A 14,114-nucleotide genomic window follows, 5' to 3' on the forward strand; every position below is an offset into this window, starting at 1 on the left:
GCACGCGCTATCGCCGCCGTCTTTCCCCTTGAAAAACCGTTGAATGCGGCGAAATGCCGACACGACGAATGTACATGTTCCAAAACAGGCGGCCGTTGCTTACATAAGCTTGCGTAAACCATGGTCCGCGTCGGCTTTCCTTGCTGTCGGCGCCGGGACCGGGATGGGAGATAAGCGGGGCCGGGTCACCGGCCGGTGCGCCGCACCGCCCGCCAACCGATTGGGAGAAACAACGCCATGAGCAGCCCTTCGTTCTTTCCCGTGACGGAAGAGGTGGCCGGCAGCGCCTGGATCGATGAGGCCAAATACAAGGCCATGTATGCGCAGTCCCTCGCCGACCCGGAAGCGTTCTGGGCAGAGCATGGCAAGCGCATCGACTGGTTCACCCCCTTCACCAAGGTGAAGAACACCAGCTTCGAGGGCGATGTTTCCATCCGCTGGTTCGAGGACGGGGTGACCAATGTCGCCTATAACTGCATCGACCGGCATCTGGCCACGCGCGGCGACCAGACCGCCATCATCTGGGAAGGCGACAATCCCAGCGAAAGCGCCCATATCACCTACCGGGAACTGCACGAGAAGGTCGGCCGGCTGGCCAATGTGCTGAAGGCGCATGGCGTGGAAAAGGGGGACCGCGTCACAATCTACATGCCGATGATCCCGGAAGCCGCCTATGCCATGCTGGCCTGTGCGCGCATCGGGGCCGTGCATTCCGTGGTGTTCGGCGGCTTCTCCCCCGACAGCCTGCGCGACCGGATCGAAGGGTGCCAGGGCAAGGTCGTCATCACGGCCGATGAGGGGTTGCGCGGCGGCCGCAAGGTGCCGCTGAAGGCCAATGTCGACAAGGCGCTGGAAAGCCTGCCCGACGTCACCTCCGTCATCGTGGTCAAGCGCACGGGCGGCACCGTCGGCTGGAAGGACGGCCGCGACCATTGGTATCATGAGGAAGTGGCCAAGGTCCCCGCGGAGAACGAGGCCGCGAAGATCGGGGCGGAAGACCCGCTGTTCATCCTCTACACCTCCGGTTCGACGGGCAAGCCCAAGGGCGTGCTGCACACCACGGGCGGCTACCTGGTCTATGCCGCCATGACGCACCAATATGTCTTCGACTATCACGAGGGTGACATCTACTGGTGTACGGCCGATGTAGGCTGGGTGACGGGCCACAGCTACATCGTCTATGGACCGCTGGCCAACGGTGCCACGACCCTGATGTTCGAGGGCATCCCCAATTACCCGACCGTCAGCCGCTTCTGGGAAGTGATCGACAAGCACAAGGTCAACATCTTCTATACCGCCCCCACCGCCATCCGCGCCCTGATGCGCGAGGGGGAGGAGCCGGTGAAGCGGACCAGCCGCGCCAGCCTGCGTCTGCTGGGCTCGGTGGGGGAACCGATCAACCCCGAAGCCTGGCTGTGGTATCATGGCGTGGTCGGTGACGGCCGCTGCCCCATCGTCGATACCTGGTGGCAGACGGAAACGGGCGGCATCCTGATCACTCCGCTGCCCGGCGCCATTGGCCAGAAGCCGGGATCGGCCACCTTGCCCTTCTTCGGCGTGAAGCCGGAGATCGTGGATAATGACGGTCAGGTCCTGGAAGGGGCGACGGAAGGCAATCTCTGCATCACCGATAGCTGGCCGGGCCAGATGCGCACGGTGTTCGGCGATCATGAGCGCTTCGTCCAGACCTATTTCTCCACCTTCAAGGGCAAGTATTTCACGGGCGATGGCTGCCGCCGGGACGAGGATGGCTATTACTGGATCACGGGGCGCGTCGATGACGTGATCAACGTGTCCGGTCACCGGCTGGGCACGGCGGAGATCGAGTTGGCCCTGGTCGCCCATCCCAAGGTGGCCGAGGCCGCCGTGGTGGGTTATCCGCACGACCTGAAGGGCCAGGGCATCTACGCCTATGTCACCCTGAATGCCGGCGAGGAGCCCACCGACGAATTGCGCCGCGAACTGGTGACCTGGGTGCGCAAGGAAATCGGCCCCATCGCCACGCCGGACCTGATCCAGTGGGCGCCCGGCCTGCCCAAGACCCGTTCGGGCAAGATCATGCGCCGCATCCTGCGCAAGATCGCCGCCAATGAGCATGAGGCGCTGGGCGATACCAGCACGCTGGCCGATCCCGGCGTCGTCAGCGATCTGGTCGGCAGCCGCATGAACCGCGGCTGACCGTCATCGGTGCAGCACACGCAGCAGCACACGCAGACGAATGAAAACGGCGGGGATAGACCCCGCCGTTTTCATTTCACCACTCATTTCACCACCCTGCTGTTTCTGCACGGGCTGGCGGGTCCGTGCCCGCGAGCCCGAGGGGGAGGGTGCGACGGGGTTCAGCCCAGGCTGATGCCGCGCGCCGCCGCAATCGTGGCGTCGGTCAGCGTCGCCCCATCCATCACCGTCTCGGTCAGGTCGGCGCCGGAAAAATCCACACCCGTCAGGTCGGCCCCGCGCAGGATGGCCGCCGCCAGCCGGGCCCGGACCAGAGAGGTCCGCAATTCATGCCCGCGCGCGGTCTTCAACATGGCCAGATTGGCCTTTTCCAGATTGGCGTCGATCAGGTTGGCACGATCCAGGCTGGCGCCGCGCAGATCGGCGAAGCCCAGGTCGGTGGATCGCAGGTCGGCACCGGACAATTGCGCCGCCTGCATCTGTGCGCCGCGCAGGTCGGCCCCGCGCAAGATCACGCCCGTGGCCTTCATCAGCGTCAGGACCCGCCCCGCCAGATCGACCTGTGACAGGTCCAGCCCGCTGATATCCAACTGGTGGCCCGAGCGCCCGCCCGTACCCACCCATTGGGCATGGGCTCGCAGCATGGCATCCAGCCGCTCCGGTGACGGGGGGCCTTCCGGCGGCCGGTCGGGCGCGGGCATTGCCCCTTCCTCCATCCGGATGGCGCGGCGGGCCGCATCCTCGTCCGTGCGGATGGCGCTCTGCAATGCCTGGAGGGAGACCTTGGCGCCCGACAGGTCGGCGCCACGCAGATCGGCATCAGCCAGATCAGCCCCTTCCAGGTCAGTGGCCTTGAACTGCGCGTCGCGCAGATCGGTCCGCGCCAGATGGGCACCGGACATGATGGCGCCGGAAAAATCCGCCTCCCGCGCGCAGGAGCCGGTCAGCCGCGCCCGCGTCAGGTCGGCATCGGCCATGATGGCCAGTGAGATATCGGCGGGACCGATATCAAGCCCCAGCACCCGGAAATCGGCCCGCGTGCTGACCGCCATGTTGCCGTCGCGCAGGTCGCATTCCACCATCCGCGCACCGCGCAGCACCGACCGGCGCAGACTGGCCGCCCGCAGGTCGGTGCGGGTCAGTTGCGCCCGTGTCAGATCGGCCTCCGACAGGTCACACCCGAACAAATCGGCATAGTCCAGCTTCGCCCCCACGAAGCGCGTGCCACGCAGGATAGCGCCGGACAGGTTGGCGTTCGTCAGGTTGCGGCCGTTGAACGATAATTCCGACAGGTCGAAAAAGGGCAACGAGAGCTTGGCCCCGCCCTGCAGGCCGGAAAGATAGGCCAGATGCCGTTCGCAGGCACGGTCAAGCTGTGCCTGCGTCAGGCGCACACGCGGGGCGACGTTGTTGCTGTCTTCGGACATGCGAGCTTACCCGAACAAGGCGTCGATATCGGCCTGCGATACGGTGGCGCCGGCCGCCGGTGGCGGAGGGGGAGGAGGCGGGGGCGGAGGTGGAGGCGGCGGAGGTGGGGGCGGCGGAGGCGGAGGCGGAGGCGGAGGCGGAGGCGGCGGGGCTGCCACGTCCTCTGCCGCCAGTCCCCAATCATCCATGTTGGTCAGGGCATCGTTGGGGTCGGCCTTGGCCGGTTCGTCATTGTCCAGGCTGTCGAACAGCGCATCGATATTGGCCTGGCTGACCGGTTCCATGGCGGGGCCATGCAACAGGTGCTTGTCCGGTCGGGTGTCGTCCGGGCGCAACGCAATCAACCCGTCCGCGCCCACCTTGTTGGGGGCGCCGTCGGTCTCCTCGACCCCCCAGATCTCGATCATGGTGTTGACGCGCTGTTCGATATAGCGAAGCGTGTTCACCACCTTGGTCGTGCGCTGGCCCGTGATGTCCTGGAAGGAACAGGCCGTCATGATCTCGATCGTCTGGGCGTCGATATCGTTGGTGATGTCGCTGGGTGGCAGTCGGGAGACCAGCGACTGTATCCGCTCCGTCGCGTTCAGGATGTCGGATGTGGCGCGTTCGGTCGCCGTCACGATGGCGTCCAGCTCATTGGTGGCGGCCATGATGCGATTGGCGCCGGCATCCATGGGGCGAAGCTGGGCGATCTCCTGACGGGTCTGTTCGATATAGTTGGAAAGCTGTTTCAGTTCCTCGCGCATGATGTGCAGGTGCGGGCTCTGGTCACCCACGACCGCGGCCGCGGCACCGCCCCCGCCGATACCCTGAAGGCGCCCCACCTGCTCGGTCATGCCCTGCAACAGGGCGCGCCAGTCATCCTGGGCCACGATGCGGGTCTGCCGGTCGCGCTGACGCAGGAAGGCCCGGCCGCGGGCCGACGCCATCAGCGCCTCTTCCAGGGCTGAATATTCCTTCTCCGACAGCTCCATCGGGTCCATGCCGCCGCTTCCGCCTAGCCCCCACATCGGGCCACCCCTTTCAACCGCTGCACACCGCCACACCCGCGGGGCATGCCCCGCAGCCATGGACAAGCCATGGATAAGAATGAACGAAACGCACCCATTTTTCAGTCGAATAAATCCTAACCCCGAATTTCGCCACACTGAACTGACCTTTTGCGCTTCCCGGATGCGTCATGGCCCGTGGCCGGTGTAATCTGGCAACGGGGCGATGCACAGGGGGGAGGCGGACCCCAAAGGCGGGTTCCGTTCCAGGGATCACGAAAGGGGCCGGCGAGGCGGCCCGTCGGGGGAAGAAACGCGATGGACATTCTGATCGGCTTTCCGGAAGGCGAGGCACTGGCCGGCCGGCTGGCCTCACGGCTGGGGCTGGGATTGCGTATGGTGGCGCTGCACCGGTTTCCCGACGGGGAAAGCCTGGTGCGGCTGGAGGGCGCGCCGGAACGGGCGGTGATCGTCCGCTCCCTGGATCGGCCCAATGACAAGCTGGTGGAGTTGCAATTCCTGGCCGGTGCCCTGCGGGAACGCGGGTGCCGGGAACTGACGCTGGTCGCCCCCTACCTGGCCTATATGCGCCAGGACATTGAGTTCCGGCCCGGCGAGGTGGTGAGCCAGCGCATCATGGGCCGATGGCTGGGCGGGCTGTTCGACCGCATCGTCACGGTGGAACCGCACCTGCACCGCACCCATGACCTGACGGCGGTCTTTCCCGGGACACGCAGTGCCGCCCTGTCGGCCGGACCGCTGCTGGGCCGCTGGGCCCGCGAACAGGGGGCTGATGCGGGCTGGGTGATTCTGGGGCCGGACGAGGAGTCCGAGCATCTGGTCCATGGCGCGGCGCAGGCCGCAGGCGCGCAGGCACTGGTGGGGCTGAAGGTGCGGCGCGGGGATCATGATGTGTCCGTCGGCCTGCCGGCCGGCACGGACCTGACGGGCCGGACCGTGCTGTTCGTCGACGACATCGTCAGTTCCGGGGGCACCCTGATCGACGCCGCAAAGGTTGCCCGTGCCCATGGGGCCACACGGTTCCTGGCCGCCACGGCGCATGCCGTGTTCCCCATGGAACGGATGGCCGCCTTCCAGGCGGCGGGGATCGAAACCGTGGTGTCGGCCGACGGCATCGACCACCCCACCAACGCCATCGGCCTGACCGGCCTGATCGCGGACTGCCTGGCCACCCTGTGACCGCCCCGCCCCGGACCGGGCGGGGCGCAGCAAAGGGTATCAGGTCCAGGGTGACCGCGGCGGCGCCTTGCCACCGGCATTGGGAACGCTGCCGGCGCGACGCGACGGGGGCGGGGGCGGGGGCGTCGCGGGGCCGGCGGCGGGACGATAAGGGGGAGGGCTGCCGGAACGGTCCCCACCCATCGCCATCGCCCGCAAGCGGCGCACCCGTTCCGCCGTGCTGGGATGGGTGGAGAAGAGACTGTCCACCCCACGCCCGTGCAGCGGGTTGATGATGAACATATGCGCGGTGGCCGGATTGCTTTCCGCCTGATGATTCATGACGCGCGCGGCACCGGACTGGATGCCTTCCAGCGCATCGGCCAGCCATGTGGGCTTGCCACAGATTTCCGCGCCGATGCGATCGGCCTCATATTCCCGCGACCGGCTGATGGCCATCTGCACCAGCATGGCACCCAGCGGGGCCAGGATGGCGACCAGGATCACGCCCACAATGCCCAGCGGGTTGTTGCGATTGTCGCTGTTGCCGCTGGCACCGAAGAACATGGCAAAATTGGCCAGCATGGACAACGCACCGGCCAGCGTCGCCGTGATCGTCATGATCAGCGTGTCGCGGTTCTTGATATGGGCCAGTTCATGGGCCATCACGCCCGCCACCTCCTCGCCCGACAGTCGCTTCAACAGGCCGGTCGTGGCGGCGACGGCCGCGTTCTCGGGGTTGCGGCCCGTGGCGAAGGCGTTGGGCTGGTCATTGTCGATGATATAGACCTTCGGCATGGGCAGTTCGGCCCGCTGCGCCAGACGCTGGACCATGGTGTAGAATTGCGGCGCGGTCGCCGCATCCACCTGCCGCGCGCCATACATGCGCAGCACCATCTTGTCGGAATTCCAGTAGGCGAAGAAGTTCATGGCCAGCGCGATCCCCAGCGCCACCACCATGCCTCCCTGCCCCCCCAGCATATAGCCGACCGCCAGGAACAGGCCGGTCAGCCCTGCCAGCAGCATCGCGGTTCGGAAATAGCCGTTCATGGGTTCCTCAAGGCTCCCTTCATGCCTGATGCGAGCGGGCATGACGCCCGCCTTCCTGATATGGCCCCTGCCCCCGCCGCATCAAGAGTTGTTAAGGCTTGGCAGCGGCCCGCCGGCGCGCCATATCTGCGGATGCTGGCACCGGCGCTGAGGGCGGTGATCAGAACCAACAGGTTCCGATCACCGCGAGACAGTATTAATGCCCGACACGGATGGAGACCTCTTGATGACGGACGAGAGCAAGCGCGACCCCCAGGCGGCGGTTCCGGCCGGCCAACCGCCCAGCCCGCCCCGCAAGCCCGCGATCTTACAGCCGCCGGGGGAGATCGGCGGTCCGGCCGGGCCCGAACCGACACGGTTCGGCGATTGGGAATTCAAGGGCCGCTGCAGCGACTTTTAACCCCACTGGTTGCGCATGCGCCCAGAAACGCTCTCATTATGCGTCAATGATCCTAAGTGTATTCTACTTAGGAAATAGATCATAAATTCTTGTTCCGCCCTGGACTGGTTCGGCATAGGATGCAGGCTTAAATCCTTGTCCCCGATGCCCCAGCGGCCCCATGTCCATGCGTTCCGCCCTTTTGCCTCTGCCGCTTCTACTCGCCCTTGTGCTGGGGGCGGTGCCATCGCTGGCCATCAGCCGGCTGGCCGGCCCGGTGCCGGCGCGGGTGACGGAGGTGGTGGACGGCGACACGCTGAATGTCCGTGCCCTGATCTGGCTGGATCAGGAGGTGGTGGCACGGGTCCGGCTGGACGGTATCGACACACCCGAAAGCCGGTCCAGATGCGCGGCGGAAAAGCGTATGGCGCAGGAGGCGCGCCGCATGCTGGCCGATCTGGTGGCCCCGGCAACCGAAGGCCGGGGCGACGGCACCATCCGGCTGCATGATGTCGTCTATGACAAATATGGTGGCCGGGTGCGGGCCCGTGTGACGCTGGCCGACGGCACGGACCTTTCACAGGCCCTGATCAAGACTGGCCATGCCCGCCCCTATACCGGGGGCAAGCGTGAGCCCTGGTGCGCCGGGATGTAGGCGGAACGGCCGGGATCGCGGTCAACTCCGCCAGCGCAGCACCGTGTCGCGCACGGGATTGACGAATTCCCGCCCCTCGGCCCGTGCGCGCTGATGCTCGTTCTTCAACTGGTGATACCAGCGTGCCTGGGTGTCGGCATCCTTGATCAGCATCAGGGTCGGGTCATGCGCCAGCCCCTGCTGCTGCATCACCACCACATCCCGGTCCTGGCCCAGGAAACGCCGCACGAAGCGGCGCAGGACGGGCCGCGCCAGATCGGCCCAGCCCAGCGTCCAATAGAAGCTGTTGGTGACTTCCGTGTTCGTGGCATCGACGGGCGTGACGGTGGTCAGGTTGACGATACGGTGCCGGCCCGCCGCGATATGCTCCACGCGGATGCCCGGCAGTCTGAAGGTGATCTCGGTCTCCGGCGCCCCGCCCAGCAGGCGGTACGCGGCGGAATTGGACGAGGGACGGTGCCGTTTCATGGCAAAGCCCAGCGGCGCGGGGCCAAAGGCCTTGGACTTCTCATGGATGGAGCGGGAAGAACGCCAGAACCAGCTTTGATGCACGAAAGGTCCGTGGGCCGGGTCCATCAGGCCGATCACGGCGTGGTCGACCGGACAGGGAAAGGCCATGGTTTCGGTCATGTTGGGCACGCGCCCATCCATGTCGGGCATTTGCGGCGGTTCTCCCTCCGGGGGGCCTTCCCCCATCCATATCCACAGGTTCCCCTGCGCCTCCGACACCGGATGGCGGCGCACCTTGATGCGCGTCAGGTCGAAATCCTGGTCGGGGACCAGTGACGGGATGGCCGTGCAGGCACCGGCCGCGTCGAAACGCCAGCCGTGATAGCGGCATTCCACCTCCCGCCCGTCGAAACGGCCGCAGGAAAGCGGGATGCCGCGATGGGGGCAGATGTCCCGCAGGGCGAAGGCCTGGCCGTCATTGTCCCGCGCGAACAGGACCGGCTGGCCCAGCAGGGTCCTGGCCAGCATGCCTCCCCGCTTCAGGGCCGTGGACGGCAGCGCGAAATACCAGATGTCAGTCAGGAAGGGCGATGGATTGGCCATGATGGGGCGGCTTTCGGCAGCGGACGGGCGCACCATAGCACCGCCGGTCGCGGCCCGCCAAAGCCCCGTCGGGCAGGTCCCGCCAACCTAGGTGCGATGAGTTCTACTCATCGCACCTAGGTTGGCGGCAACCGGCGCCGCGCCGCTTCGGCGGCGTAGCCAAGCCAACACATGTTGGCGCCGGCAATTGAGGGGGGTGATCAGAGCCTATTGGTTCTGATCACCGCAAAATAGTATAAGCGGATCATGATGGCTTTTTACCATCACAACCATTCCGGCCGGACATCAAGCACGGTTCGGTCCAGGCTGGCCAGCAATGCCGCCTGCGTTATCGTCTTGGGCAGTTCGTGCGCGAAGAACCAGCGGCAGGCGGCCAGCTTGCCGTTCAGATAATCGGCATCCCCCTGCCCCGTCGCCAACCGGTCGGCGGCGGCCATGGCCTGGCGCAGCCAGATCCAGGCCAGCACCGTGTGGCCGAACATCTCCAGATACGCCGTGGCATTGGCCAGGCAGAGCGCCACATCCCCCGCGGCCCGTACCTGCCCCAGGCGGGCGGTGACGCTGGCCACGCGGGTCAGGGCATCGCGCAGGTCGGCCGCGTGGCCGGCCAGATCGGGCATGCCGGCCGCCCGGGCGATGGTGACCCCCATGGTACGGCCCAGCTCCTCCAGCGCCGCGCCGTTTTCCATGAACAGCTTGCGACCCAGCAGGTCATTGGCCTGGATACCATATGTGCCCTCATGGATCGGGTTCAGGCGGTTGTCGCGATAATACTGCTCCACCGGATAATCGCGGGTATAGCCATAGCCACCCAGAATCTGGATGGCCCATTTATTGGCTTCCAGACAATGTTCGGAAGGCCAGGACTTGGCGATGGGTGTCAGCAGTTCCAGCAGCAGGCCGGCCCGGCGCCGGTCGGCCGCGTCGGGCGCTGTCTTCTCCTCATCCACCAGTCGGGCGCAATAGAGGCAAAGGGCGATGGCGCCCTCTGCGGCCGCCTTCTGCTGCAGCAACATGCGCCGGACATCGGCATGTTCGATGATGGGGATCATGGGGCTGGCCGGATCGCGGGCCGCCAGGGGCCGCCCTTGCGTGCGCGTGCGCGCATAATCGGCGGAATAGCGATAGCCGGCATACCCCAGGGCCGCCGCCCCCAGCCCCACGCCGATCCGCGCCTCGTTCATCATCTGGAACATATAGGCCAGTCCCTGATGCGCCTGCCCCACCAGGAAGCCCTGGCAGCGCCCCTCCTCTCCAAAGGACAGGATGGTGCTGGTGGTGCCGCGATACCCCATCTTGTGCAGCAGGCTGACCAGCCGCACGTCATTATCCGGACCCAGACTGCCATCCGCGTTGATGCGATGGCGCGGCACGATGAACAGGCTGATGCCCTTCACGCCGGCCGGCGCGCCCTTGATTCTGGCCAGCACCATATGGACGATGTTTTCCGACAACTCATGCTCGCCGGCACTGATCCATTGCTTGGTCCCCGTGATGGCATAGGAACCGTCGGCATTGGGCACCGCACCGGTGCGGATATCGGCCAAGCTGCTGCCGGCCTGGGGTTCCGACAGGGCCATGGTGCCGAAGAAGCGGCCCGTCAGCATGGGGGCCAGGAACATCGCCTGCTGCCCGGGGCTGCCAAAGCTGCGGATCAGGTTGCCGGCCCCGATGGTCAGGAACGGATAGGCGGCCGTGGCGATGTTCGCCGTCTGGAAGAAGCTGAAGGCCGCCTGCACGACACACCAGGGAAGCTGAAGGCCACCCAGTTCCTCGTCATGGTGGGCAGCCATGAAGCCGGCACCCGCCAGGGCATCCACAGCCTCCTTCACGGCCGGCAGCATCACGACCTTGCCGTCGATGCGCTCCGGCTCATGCTTGTCGGTGTCGTGGTAATGGGGGCCGAACTTCGTGTCGGCCAGACCCGCAGCCGTATCCAGCACCTGGGACAGCGCGTCACGGTCCAGATGCGCATAGCGCGGGCGCGACAGCAGCCCCTCCAGGTCCAGCAGGCCATCCAGCAGAAAATCGATCTCGCGGCGATCCATCCGGCTCATGTGCCAGTCCCTCCCCTTTGTTCGCGGCCCGCTCGCACCGGGCTTCAAACAAATGTTTAAATGCGGAGAGGCCGCCCGTCGAGCGGCTTTACCGTCGCCAGAAGGACGGGCTGATCAGGACCAGCACCGTGAACAGTTCCAGCCGGCCCAGCAACATGCCAAGCGACATGATCCAGATGCCGAAATCATGCAACGGGTCGTAATTGCCGACCGGACCGATAGCCTGGGAAAGACCGGGGCCGACATTGCTGACGGCCGTCGCCGCCGCGGAAATGGCCGTGACGTAATCCAGCCCCGTCAGGGCCAGCAGCACACCGAAGACCAGGATCAGCGCCATGTAGAGGAAGATGAAGCTCATCACCGAGACGATGACGTCGGCATCCACCAGCTTGCCATTATAGGAAAGCGGCATGACGCGATTGGGGCTGAACAGCCGGTGGACCTGCATGCGCATCGCCAGCCACAGGATCTCGAACCGGAACATCTTGATCCCGCCGGAAGTGGAACCCGTGCAGCCGCCCACCAGGGTCAGGATGAAGAACAGCGCCACGGGCCCGTGACCCCAGGCCAGATAATCGGTGGAAGAGAAGCCCGTGGTGGTGATCAGCGAGACGCAGTTGAAGAAGGAATGGCGGATGGCATCGGTAGCCCCCATCTGCCCCGTGGCCATCAGATAGATGGCCAGCAGTGAGGCCACAATCCCGGTAAAGGCCGTATAGGTACGGACCTGACTGTCATGCCACAGGGCCTTGACATCGCCCTTGATCATGCTGATAAACCGGACGAACGGCAGGCTGCCCAGGAACATGAACAGGATGATGATCCATTCGGCGGCAGGGTTCTGGAAATAGCCGATCGAACTGTCCTTGGTGGAGAAGCCACCCGTCCCCAGCGCGGTCATCGAATGATTGATGGCGTCGAACATGCCGAGGCCCGCCATCTTCAACAGGATGATGCAGATGATGGTCAGCGCGAGATAAACCCAGCCGAAGCCAAGGGCCATATCGGCGGCGCGCGGCACCACCTTGTCGGACTTGTCCGATGATTCGCTGCGGAAAAGCTGCATCCCGCCGACCCGCAGGAACGGCAGGATCACGATGCCCATGCCCACGATACCGATACCGCCCAGCCAGACCAGCAGCGAGCGCCAAAGCAGCACGCCGGGCGGCAATGTCTGGACCGACGAATAGGCGCTGGCCCCCGTGGTGGTCAGGCCCGACATGGCCTCGAAATAGGCATTGGTATAGGACAGCCCCTGTTCGGTGAAGACGAATGGCAGGGCCGCGAAGGCGCAGACGATGATCCAGGCGACGGATGTCAGGATGAATGTCTGGCGCAACGACAGCGCGATGCGCCCCGACCGGTTCATCAGCATCAGCAGCACGCCGAAAAACAGGGTCAGCGCCGACGACACGGCGAAGACACGCCAATCATCATGGCCGGCGGCCAGGTCGGCCGTCAGCGGCGCCACCATCGCCAGCGCGATGACCGACAAAAGCGCACCGATGACATAGAAGATGGGGCGAACGTCCAGGGAGAGCATGGCACTCCGATGGTTGGGCCGGCCGGCATATGCCACCCTTCGCGAAGGGCGTCCGGCCGTCAAGGACTTGATGCCGAAAAACGGACGGCCGGGACGATACCCGGCCGATCCAAGTATATGCGCCGCCCGGCGCGGTGGCAGCCGTTGCCGCCGGTGCCGATGATTTCCGGGAAGGCCCGGCGCTCATCGATCAGGGCGGCAGAAGGATCACTCGATCCCCAGCGCCGCCTTGTACAGTTCCAGAAGGGCGTCCATCTCCTGACGGTCTTCCTTCTCCATCCGGCGGATGCGGATGATCTGGCGCATCACCTTTGTATCGAAGCCGGTGCCCTTCGCCTCGGCATAGATATCCTTGATATCGTCCTGGATACCCTTTTTCTCCTCCTCCAGGCGTTCGATACGCTCGATGAAGGAGCGCAGACGGTCGGCCGCGATACCGCCGACATCGTTGGAGGTTGCGGCGTCAGACATGATGCCTCTTACCTTGCGATAGTGTTGGAAGTGGGGGGACCTTAGCCAGCCGGCCCGACGGACGCAAGCCGGTTGGTGACGCCATCGCCGGCCGGCCGCCGGCCCCACCGCGCGCGTGGGAGGTTCTACCGCCCGGTCACCGCCGCAGGACCAGGGCCACACCGCCGGCCGTCAACGCCATGCCAGCCAACGCCAGCGGCCCCAAGCGCTCACCGAACAGCGCCCAGGCCATCACCGCCGTGACCGGCGGCACCAGATAGAACAGACTGGCCACTTTCGACGCCGCCCCCTGCCGGATCAGGGCGAACAGCAGGAACACGGCCCCCACCGACAGGACCAGACAAAGCCAGAGCAGGGCGAAAATGAACGCCCCCGTCCACCGGACATGCATGGTTTCCAGCATCGGCGCCAGAATGGCCAGGACGGCGCCTGTCGCGCCGTACTGGATGGCGGTGCCGGTACGCAGATCCATTTCCGCGCAATAGCGCTTCTGATAGAGCGTACCCCCTGTGATGCCCATCAGGGCCACACCGCACAGGGCGAGCCCCAGCGGCGTTCCGATACCCAGGGCCAGCTTCTCCCACACCACGGCCACCACGCCGCCAAGGCCGAGCACCAGCCCGAGCCACTGGCGCCGGGTCAGCCTTTCGCCGAACAGGGGACCCGCCGCCAGCGCTGTCAGCAGGGGCTGCATGCCGACGATGACGGCCACCGGGCCCGCCGGCACGCCCTGGTCCAGGGCCGCGAACACACCGCCCAGATAAAGCCCGTGAACCAGCAGCCCGGCCACGGCGATGTGGGCGGCCGCCCGCCAGCTGCCGGGCCAGGGCGCCTTCACCCAGGCGGAAACGATCGTCAGCGCCACGGCCACCAGCGCCATGCGCCAGAGCAGGAAAGTCAGCGGCTCCGCATGGGGAAGCCCCAGCTTGCCGCCGATGAAGCCCGTGCTCCACAGCAGCACGAACAGGGCGGGCGCGGCTTGCTGCCAATGGGGGGCGGTCATGCGCGGGGTGGACGGGGTCGACATCGGGACGGGCACCGGGTGGACATGGATGAAGGCTCTGGAACGGAAAACGGCCGCCCCCGGATGGGGACGGCCGTAAACCTCAGGCAATCAGCCGGCAATGGATAT

Annotated in this window: 12 protein-coding genes; 4 read left to right on the plus strand and 8 right to left on the minus strand. The window is 65.8% G+C overall.

Annotated features, from left to right (window positions below; genetic code table 11):
• Nucleotides 1-237: 237 nt before the first annotated feature.
• Nucleotides 238-2,178, plus strand: a complete 1,941-nt coding sequence (gene acs, locus ABC728_RS11960; protein WP_445376548.1) for an acetate--CoA ligase — start codon at nt 238-240, stop codon at nt 2,176-2,178.
• Between the two features lie 161 nt (nt 2,179-2,339).
• Here the strand turns inward: acs and ABC728_RS11965 are convergent, their stop codons facing one another.
• Entirely contained in the window at nt 2,340-3,605 is a 1,266-nt protein-coding gene (locus ABC728_RS11965; protein WP_416618188.1) for a pentapeptide repeat-containing protein, read from the minus strand.
• Nucleotides 3,606-3,611: 6 nt separating this feature from the next.
• Nucleotides 3,612-4,589, minus strand: coding sequence for a protein phosphatase CheZ (locus ABC728_RS11970; RefSeq protein WP_416618187.1), 978 nt, complete (start codon nt 4,587-4,589; stop codon nt 3,612-3,614).
• 324 nt (nt 4,590-4,913) lie between these two features.
• Here ABC728_RS11970 and ABC728_RS11975 point away from each other — a divergent pair, with 324 nt between their 5' ends.
• Complete coding sequence (locus ABC728_RS11975; protein WP_416618186.1) at nt 4,914-5,795, plus strand: ribose-phosphate diphosphokinase; 882 nt, start codon at nt 4,914-4,916, stop codon at nt 5,793-5,795.
• A 39-nt stretch (nt 5,796-5,834) separates the two neighbouring features.
• Here the strand turns inward: ABC728_RS11975 and htpX are convergent, their stop codons facing one another.
• Nucleotides 5,835-6,824 (minus strand): zinc metalloprotease HtpX, encoded by a 990-nt coding sequence (gene htpX, locus ABC728_RS11980; protein WP_416618273.1) that lies wholly within the window; start codon nt 6,822-6,824, stop codon nt 5,835-5,837.
• A 226-nt stretch (nt 6,825-7,050) separates the two neighbouring features.
• Here htpX and ABC728_RS11985 point away from each other — a divergent pair, with 226 nt between their 5' ends.
• Together ABC728_RS11985 and ABC728_RS11990 are read left to right on the plus strand one after the other, a co-directional pair.
• Nucleotides 7,051-7,224, plus strand: coding sequence for a succinate dehydrogenase assembly factor 4 (locus tag ABC728_RS11985; protein WP_416618185.1), 174 nt, complete (start codon nt 7,051-7,053; stop codon nt 7,222-7,224).
• Nucleotides 7,225-7,384: 160 nt separating this feature from the next.
• On the plus strand, nt 7,385-7,858 hold the full coding sequence (locus ABC728_RS11990; RefSeq protein WP_416618184.1) for a thermonuclease family protein: 474 nt from the start codon (nt 7,385-7,387) through the stop codon (nt 7,856-7,858).
• Between the two features lie 21 nt (nt 7,859-7,879).
• Here ABC728_RS11990 and ABC728_RS11995 read toward each other — a convergent pair whose 3' ends face one another.
• The 5 genes from ABC728_RS11995 to ABC728_RS12015 all read right to left on the minus strand — a co-directional run bounded on the left by ABC728_RS11995 (nt 7,880) and on the right by ABC728_RS12015 (nt 14,009).
• Entirely contained in the window at nt 7,880-8,947 is a 1,068-nt protein-coding gene (locus ABC728_RS11995) for a Rieske 2Fe-2S domain-containing protein (RefSeq protein WP_416618183.1), read from the minus strand.
• Nucleotides 8,948-9,174: 227 nt separating this feature from the next.
• On the minus strand, nt 9,175-10,968 hold the full coding sequence (locus ABC728_RS12000) for an acyl-CoA dehydrogenase (RefSeq protein ID WP_416618182.1): 1,794 nt from the start codon (nt 10,966-10,968) through the stop codon (nt 9,175-9,177).
• A gap of 88 nt (nt 10,969-11,056) precedes the next feature.
• Nucleotides 11,057-12,511 (minus strand): TrkH family potassium uptake protein, encoded by a 1,455-nt coding sequence (locus tag ABC728_RS12005; RefSeq protein WP_416618181.1) that lies wholly within the window; start codon nt 12,509-12,511, stop codon nt 11,057-11,059.
• A 207-nt stretch (nt 12,512-12,718) separates the two neighbouring features.
• Complete coding sequence (locus ABC728_RS12010; RefSeq protein ID WP_054168339.1) at nt 12,719-12,982, minus strand: DUF2312 domain-containing protein; 264 nt, start codon at nt 12,980-12,982, stop codon at nt 12,719-12,721.
• 136 nt (nt 12,983-13,118) lie between these two features.
• On the minus strand, nt 13,119-14,009 hold the full coding sequence (locus ABC728_RS12015) for a DMT family transporter (RefSeq protein ID WP_416618180.1): 891 nt from the start codon (nt 14,007-14,009) through the stop codon (nt 13,119-13,121).
• Nucleotides 14,010-14,114 lie beyond the last annotated feature (105 nt).

This window comes from Niveispirillum fermenti (genome assembly GCF_052474395.1).